The sequence below is a fragment of the Mesorhizobium sp. M7A.F.Ca.CA.001.10.2.1 genome, assembly GCF_003998575.1.
GTDB lineage: Bacteria > Pseudomonadota > Alphaproteobacteria > Rhizobiales > Rhizobiaceae > Mesorhizobium.
This window is the reverse complement of the sequence record NZ_RZQY01000372.1, coordinates 1-5803: the sequence shown is the minus strand read 5'-3', so window position 1 is coordinate 5803 and position 5803 is coordinate 1. Positions and strand designations below refer to the sequence as shown.

The 5803-nt window shown below is 64.4% G+C and carries 5 protein-coding genes and 1 riboswitch; of the genes, 3 read left to right on the top strand and 2 right to left on the bottom strand.

Annotation, left to right across the window (positions count from 1 at the left end; translation table 11 throughout):
• Positions 1–117: 117 nt before the first annotated feature.
• On the bottom strand, positions 118–744 hold the full coding sequence (locus EN964_RS21985; protein ID WP_164749009.1) for a TetR/AcrR family transcriptional regulator: 627 nt from the start codon (positions 742–744) through the stop codon (positions 118–120).
• A gap of 125 nt (positions 745–869) precedes the next feature.
• Between EN964_RS21985 and EN964_RS21980 the strand changes: the two genes are divergently transcribed.
• Genes EN964_RS21980 through EN964_RS21970 form a run of 3 tightly spaced genes read left to right on the top strand, consistent with a single transcriptional unit; the run spans position 870 to position 4487 of the window.
• Positions 870–2057 carry an MFS transporter gene (locus EN964_RS21980; RefSeq protein WP_127269303.1) on the top strand — a complete coding sequence of 396 codons (1188 nt, stop codon included), beginning with the start codon at positions 870–872 and terminating at the stop codon, positions 2055–2057.
• 13 nt (positions 2058–2070) lie between these two features.
• Positions 2071–3348: a D-arabinono-1,4-lactone oxidase gene (locus tag EN964_RS21975; protein WP_127272478.1), complete on the top strand. Its 1278-nt coding sequence runs from the start codon at positions 2071–2073 to the stop codon at positions 3346–3348.
• Positions 3348–4487 (top strand): DSD1 family PLP-dependent enzyme, encoded by a 1140-nt coding sequence (locus tag EN964_RS21970; RefSeq protein WP_164749008.1) that lies wholly within the window; start codon positions 3348–3350, stop codon positions 4485–4487. The genes EN964_RS21975 and EN964_RS21970 overlap by 1 nt, the downstream gene beginning before the upstream one ends.
• A gap of 4 nt (positions 4488–4491) precedes the next feature.
• Here the strand turns inward: EN964_RS21970 and EN964_RS21965 are convergent, their stop codons facing one another.
• Entirely contained in the window at positions 4492–5325 is an 834-nt protein-coding gene (locus EN964_RS21965; protein WP_127272480.1) for an AraC family transcriptional regulator, read from the bottom strand.
• Between the two features lie 255 nt (positions 5326–5580).
• Positions 5581–5788: riboswitch (cobalamin riboswitch) on the top strand.
• Positions 5789–5803 lie beyond the last annotated feature (15 nt).

The following is a 5803-nucleotide window of genomic DNA, read 5'->3' as shown; positions in this document are numbered from 1 at the left end:
CGGCCGTCCGCAAAACCTCGTCAAGATGTTCGCGGCCGGCGCTTCCGATCTGACTCACGGCTTCGAAGGCCTCATCCATCGGGCGAAATAGGCGCGGCTGAGATCGCCGCGGACGCCCTAGAGAAACAGTCGCAGCTGCGTGTGAATGATAGACCGGTAATCCTCGATGGTCTGGCGGCTTTCCGCTTCGCCCTCGGCGAGCGCCAGGCGCACCACGCCGCCGGCGAGCTGGAAGATCAGCAGGACCATGCGTTCGAACTGCTCGCGCCTCTCGGGCTCGAGCAAGGCGATGACGTGGTCGCAGAACATTTGGGCCTGGTGTCGGGTTTCGGCGATGTCGAGGTTTTTGAGCGCCTTGTCGGCCTGGATGGCGTTCTGCAGATCCTGGATGGCCGGATCGCCGGCGACACGGCTGAGATAATCATCGAGCAGCCGGTCAGCGGCCACGATCACGTCGTTCGCCTCGCGGATTTCGGCGATGATCGTGGTCAGCCGTGCCCGGCTGACCTCTGAAAACCGCTCATAGAGCATCGCCAGGATCGCCGATTTGTTGGGAAAATAGTGGTAGACGGTGGCGATCGGCCCGCCCGCCAGCATGCCGACTTCCTTCATGGTGACGGCGTCGATACCCTTTTCCCCGATCAGCCGCATGGTCGTCGACAGGATCGCGTCGATGCGCTCGCGGCTGCGTTCCTGCTTGGGCCTGCGCCTCGGCTCGGTCGCCATTCTCTTCAATTCCGTCATGCACCGATCTTTCGCACGGCTTCCCAAATTCCGGTTGACAAGAAAATATGATCAAGTATCAGTTTCTGAAATACTGACAGGTTGTCAGCTTTTTTGCCGCACGGCAAGGACGTTGGGAGGCGCCTTTGGCTTCGACAGATACCGGCCACGCAGGCAGTGGCGACTGGCTGGTCGGCAATCCGACCGGCTGGCAGCTCGCCTCGGCCTTGTGGATCGGTTCGGTCGGCCTGCTCATCCTCGGCCTGCAGCCGGTGCTGCTCGGAGCTCTCTACACCGAAGGCCATGTCAGCGGCGACGAACTGGCGCTGGTCGCCACAGCCGAGATGATCGCTATTGCCATCGGTTCGGCTGTCGTGGCGATGCTGCTTTCGGCGCACCACATGCGCTGGAAAAGTGCCGTCCTTCTGCTGCTGCTGGCGCTGGTCAATGTGTGGACGGCCTATGCCGCGAGCACCAGCACGCTGATTGCGGCCCGCGCCCTGGCCGGGCTCGCCGAGGGCGGTCTGGTCGCCATCGCCACCGAACTGATCGCCCGCTCGCGGCGCGCCGAGCGCATCGGCGGCTATTTCGTCACCATGCAGACGCTGGCGCAATGCGCGCTCGCCCTGTTGCTGGCGCTCTATGTCATCCCGGCCGCAGGGGCGTCGGGCGGCTTCATCGTTCTTGCCGTCGTCTGCGTCGTGTCGCTGGTGGTCGCCTTCACTGTTCCCGGTGACTATGCCGACCTGCCCAAGGAGGAGAACCTGGTCAATGTGCTGACGCTTCCCTCGACGACCGCGCTGCTGTCCGTCTTCTGCTATTTCATGTTCTTCGGCGCGGTCTGGGCCTTTCTGGAACCGCTTGGCGCACAGTATGGCATCGATGGCCGCACCGTCGGCCTGATCGTCTCGGCCAGCCTCGCCGTGCAGGTCCTGGGTGCTATGACGGCCACCGTGTTCGAGGCGCGCATCGATTATCGCCTTGCCATCGCGGCGATCGGCGTCGTCGCGCTTGTCAGCTCCCTGGTTCTTGCCAGTAGCCCTGGCCTGACAACGTTCTGGGTCGCTGCCTTGGCCATGGGCTTTATCCTGCTGTTCATCGTGCCCTACCAGATACGTCTGGCGATCACCGCCGACGAGACGCGGACCGCTGTGCTGCTGGTGCCGGCAGCCCAGCTTTTCGGCCTGGCGATCGGGCCGATCGCGGCGTCGCTGCTCATCGATGGCAAGGATTTCCGGCCGGTGCCGGAATTCGCCGCCGCCAGCGCGGTCGCCAGCGTGGCGCTGCTCGGTCTCTTCGTCCTTGTGTCGCGTCACCGTCGTGCGGTTGCCTGAGCGGGGAGGTGGCATGTCTAACATTTGGAGCAACTGGTCGGGCTTTGTAAGCGCCGAGCCCAAGCTGATCGCCAGCCCCGGCGATGCCGGTGAACTCGGTGATCTCGTCCGGACCGCGCCTGGCCCGGTGCGCGTCGCCGGTGCCGGTCATTCCTTCACGCCGCTGGTGAAATCGCAAGGCACGATCCTGTCCCTGGAGAGGCTGGAAGGGCTGGTCTCGCACGACGCCGAAACACATCGGGCGCGGGTGCGGGCAGGGACCCGGCTCGGCCCGCTGATGCGCATCCTGCAAGGCATTGGCCAGGGCCTGCCCAATATGGGCGACATTGACCGCCAGGCGATCGGCGGCGCGCTGGGTACCGCCACGCATGGCTCGGGACCGACGCTCGGCGCCTATCACACGCAGCTGGAGACGGTGCAGATCGTCGACGGGCTTGGCAAGGTCCGCGACTTCAAGCGGGCAGGGGATCAGGACATGATCCACGCCATGGGCGTCGCGCTCGGCGCTTTCGGCGTGCTCACCGAAGTGACGCTGAACAACATCGCGACCTACCGGTTGCGCCGCCGCAAATATGTGCTGCCGATCACTGAGATGCTGCGCGACTTCGAGGCGATGATGGCCGCGCATCGCTCGGCCGAATTCTACTACATTCCGTTCTCCGGCTATGCGCAGTTCATCGCCAGCGATTTCAGCGACGCCGCACCCACCGCACGGCCGCCGGAAGAGGACGAGGCGGGTTTGAGGACGCTGCGTCGGCTGCGCACCTCACTTGCCTGGCTGCCATCGCTGCGTGGCCGCCTGATCCGTTCGGCGGCCGTCAGATTTCCCGCCGAGGACTACGTGCAGGACTGGCTCAACGTCTATGCCAGCGACCGGCAGACCAAGTTCAACGAGATGGAATATCATTTGCCGTTCGAGGAAGGGCCGAAGGCGTTGGCCGAGATCATCGAGCTGACCGAGAAGCGTTTTCTCGAGGTCTATTTCCCGATGGAGGTGCGCTCGGTCGCGCCGGACCAGTTCTGGCTTTCGCCATTCTACAACAGGCTGACCTGCTCCATCGCCATCCACCATGATGCAGCGAACGATCCTCTGCCGTTCATGCGGGCGGCGGAGCCGATCTTCCGCAGATATGGCGGCCGGCCGCATTGGGGCAAGATGCACAGCCTGAAAGCGGCGGATCTGAAAAAGCTCTACCCGCGCTGGGACGATGCCATGGCGGTGCGCCGCGACGTCGATCCGCAAAACCGCTTCGTCTCGCCCTATATGGCCGGCTTGTTCGGCATCGAATGATGAGCACCTATTTTTCCACCCTCTCGGATGCGCTGAAGACCGCCGGCATCTTCCAGCCCTGCCTGCTGCTCGATCGCGACCGGCTGGACGGCAACATTGCCCTGGTCAAGGAGAGACTGGATCCCGGCCTGGCCGTGCGGCTGGTCGACAAATCGCTCGCGTGCATGCCGCTGCTTGCGTATATCGCCAAGGCGCTTGGCAGTGAGCGCTTCATGACCTTCCACCCGCCGATCAGCGAGGCGGTGCTGAAGGCGTTCCCGGATGCCGATCTGCTCTACGGCAAGCCGATGCCGATCGGCGCGGCAAGGGCGGCGCTGGTGAAAGCCGATACCGACTGGTCGCGCGTCTGCTGGCTGATCGACAGCGAGGAAAGACTGGCGGAATATGGCGCGCTGGCAGACGAACTCGGCATCGGCCTGCGCATCGCTTTCGAGATCGATGTCGGGCTGCATCGCGGCGGGTTCGCCAATCCTGAGGCCTTGTCGAAGGCGTTGAGCGCGTTGCCGGCCCGGCTGCATTGCGAAGGCGTCATGGCCTACGAGGCGCATGCGCCGCTCATTCCTGGCCTTTTCGGCGGACCGGCAAAGGCATTGGCAAAGGCGTCGGCGCAGGCCTCGGCGTTCGTCGCCTGTCTCGGCGCCGACCAGCGCCGCATCCTGAACATCGGCGGCAGCAAGACCGCGCTGCTTCATCATGGCGGCGCGGCCAATGAGGTCTCGATGGGCTCGGCCTTTGTGCTGCCCAGCGACTTCGATACGCCAGGCCTCGACGGCTTCCAGCCGGCGGCCTTCATCGCCACGCCGATCCTGAAAATGGTCGAGCCGATGCTGCCCGGCCCGCCGGCCGTCACCCGCCTGCTGCAGGCGCTCGGCCGGTTCCCGCGCAAGGGTTGCTACCTCTATGGCGGCAAGTGGATGGCCGAGCCGGTCTTCCCAGAAGGCATGAAGGCGAACGGGCTGCTCGGCCTGTCCTCCAACCAGCAATTCATGGGCTTGCCCGCCGACGCGACCGCAAAGCCCGGCGACTACGCGTTTCTAAGGCCGACGCAGAGCGAAGCCGTGCTGCAGCAGTTCGGGTCGATCGCGGTGTTTTCCGGCGGCCGGATCGCCGATCGCTGGCCGGCGTTGCCGATGGCCTGACCGACTACGCCTTCACCGGTATCCAGATCTCCAGCCCGCCCTTGCCGCTGCGCGGGTCGAATTCGGGGCCGTAGCGTTCGAATTCCGGCGCGTCCGCGATCTCATGCCCGGAGGCCGGCAGCCATTTGTTCCAGATCGTGTTGACCGTCCGGCGGATGGTCGAGATGTGTTCGCGGTGGGCAAAGACCGCATATTTCTGCGCCGGCACCCGCACCCGGTAGAAGTCCCTGGGCAGGTCGGAGAAGTCAGACACTTCGACGCCGCCGATGTAGTCGAAATTGCCGGCATCGTCGCCGTTGACGCAGACGCCATAGGCGACGTCGCCGGTCTCGCCCGGAATGTTGCCGATATAGGGGCCGAAGCGCTGCCACTGCATCGGGATGGCGGCGCTGGTTTCGCAGCTGCAGCGTTCGCCGAGGCCGGCGATCAGGAACGGCCGGCTGGTCTCGAAACGCGGCGGTTCGAGATTGGTGAGGAGGGACTGGTCCATCAGGATCGGCTCCACGAGGTCGAGCTTGTCGAGTGTGCCCTGCGCGCGCACCAGTTCCGGCGTGGTGCCGAACTGATCGCGGAAGGCACGGGTGAACGCCTCATGCGAGTTGTAGCCGGCGTCGAGCGCGACGGCGAGGATGTCGGGCGCCCCGCCCGCCAGCTTGCGCGCCGCCTCGGTCAGCCGGCGTGAGCGCATGTAGCCCATCACCGACCGGCCGGTGGCGGCGCCGAAGGCGCGCGTCACATGAAAACGCGACACGCCGCTGTTTTGCGCGACATCATCAAGCGAGATCGCCTCCGGCAGATGGCTTTCGACGAACCACAGCGCTTTCTCGGTCGGGTCCATTTTCTCCTCGCATTGGCCAGATCATCCTGCCGTTTCCTGGCGCAGCCAGTTTGATCGAAATTGCGCATCCCGTGCAATCTGCGCCGATGCCGGTCGCCATCCGGCCAACCGCCCCATGAGCTTTCGCTTGACAGCGACCGGCGTCATCTCTTAGGTATGTTATATTATTACATAAAGAGAGCATGCGATGCCTGTTTCCCTTAGCTGGCCCACCACTCCGTCCGAGAAATCCATTGCGAAGCGATCGGCGCAAATCTACGCTGAAGCGGTGATGGTCCCCGAGTCGAAAGGCGAGGGGTGAAAAGGGAACACGGTGAGGCCTGCTCAGGTCGAGACCGTGGCTGCCCCCGCAACTGTAAGCGGCGAGCAAAATCCGTGAATGCCACTGGCCGGCAAGGCTGGGAAGGCTGGATGGCGCAACGACCCGTGAGCCAGGAGACCTGCCATCACTGAGTTGACCGGACGGGGTGTGCCGGGA

What these genes read in the sequence shown, in the direction of transcription:
- EN964_RS21985 (WP_164749009.1), bottom strand. Translation starts at nt 744, where the DNA reads ATGACGGAATTGAAGAGAATGGCGACCGAGCCGAGGCGCAGGCCCAAG.
- EN964_RS21975 (WP_127272478.1), top strand. Translation starts at nt 2,071, where the DNA reads ATGTCTAACATTTGGAGCAACTGGTCGGGCTTTGTAAGCGCCGAGCCC.
- EN964_RS21970 (WP_164749008.1), top strand. Translation starts at nt 3,348, where the DNA reads ATGAGCACCTATTTTTCCACCCTCTCGGATGCGCTGAAGACCGCCGGC.
- EN964_RS21965 (WP_127272480.1), bottom strand. Translation starts at nt 5,325, where the DNA reads ATGGACCCGACCGAGAAAGCGCTGTGGTTCGTCGAAAGCCATCTGCCG.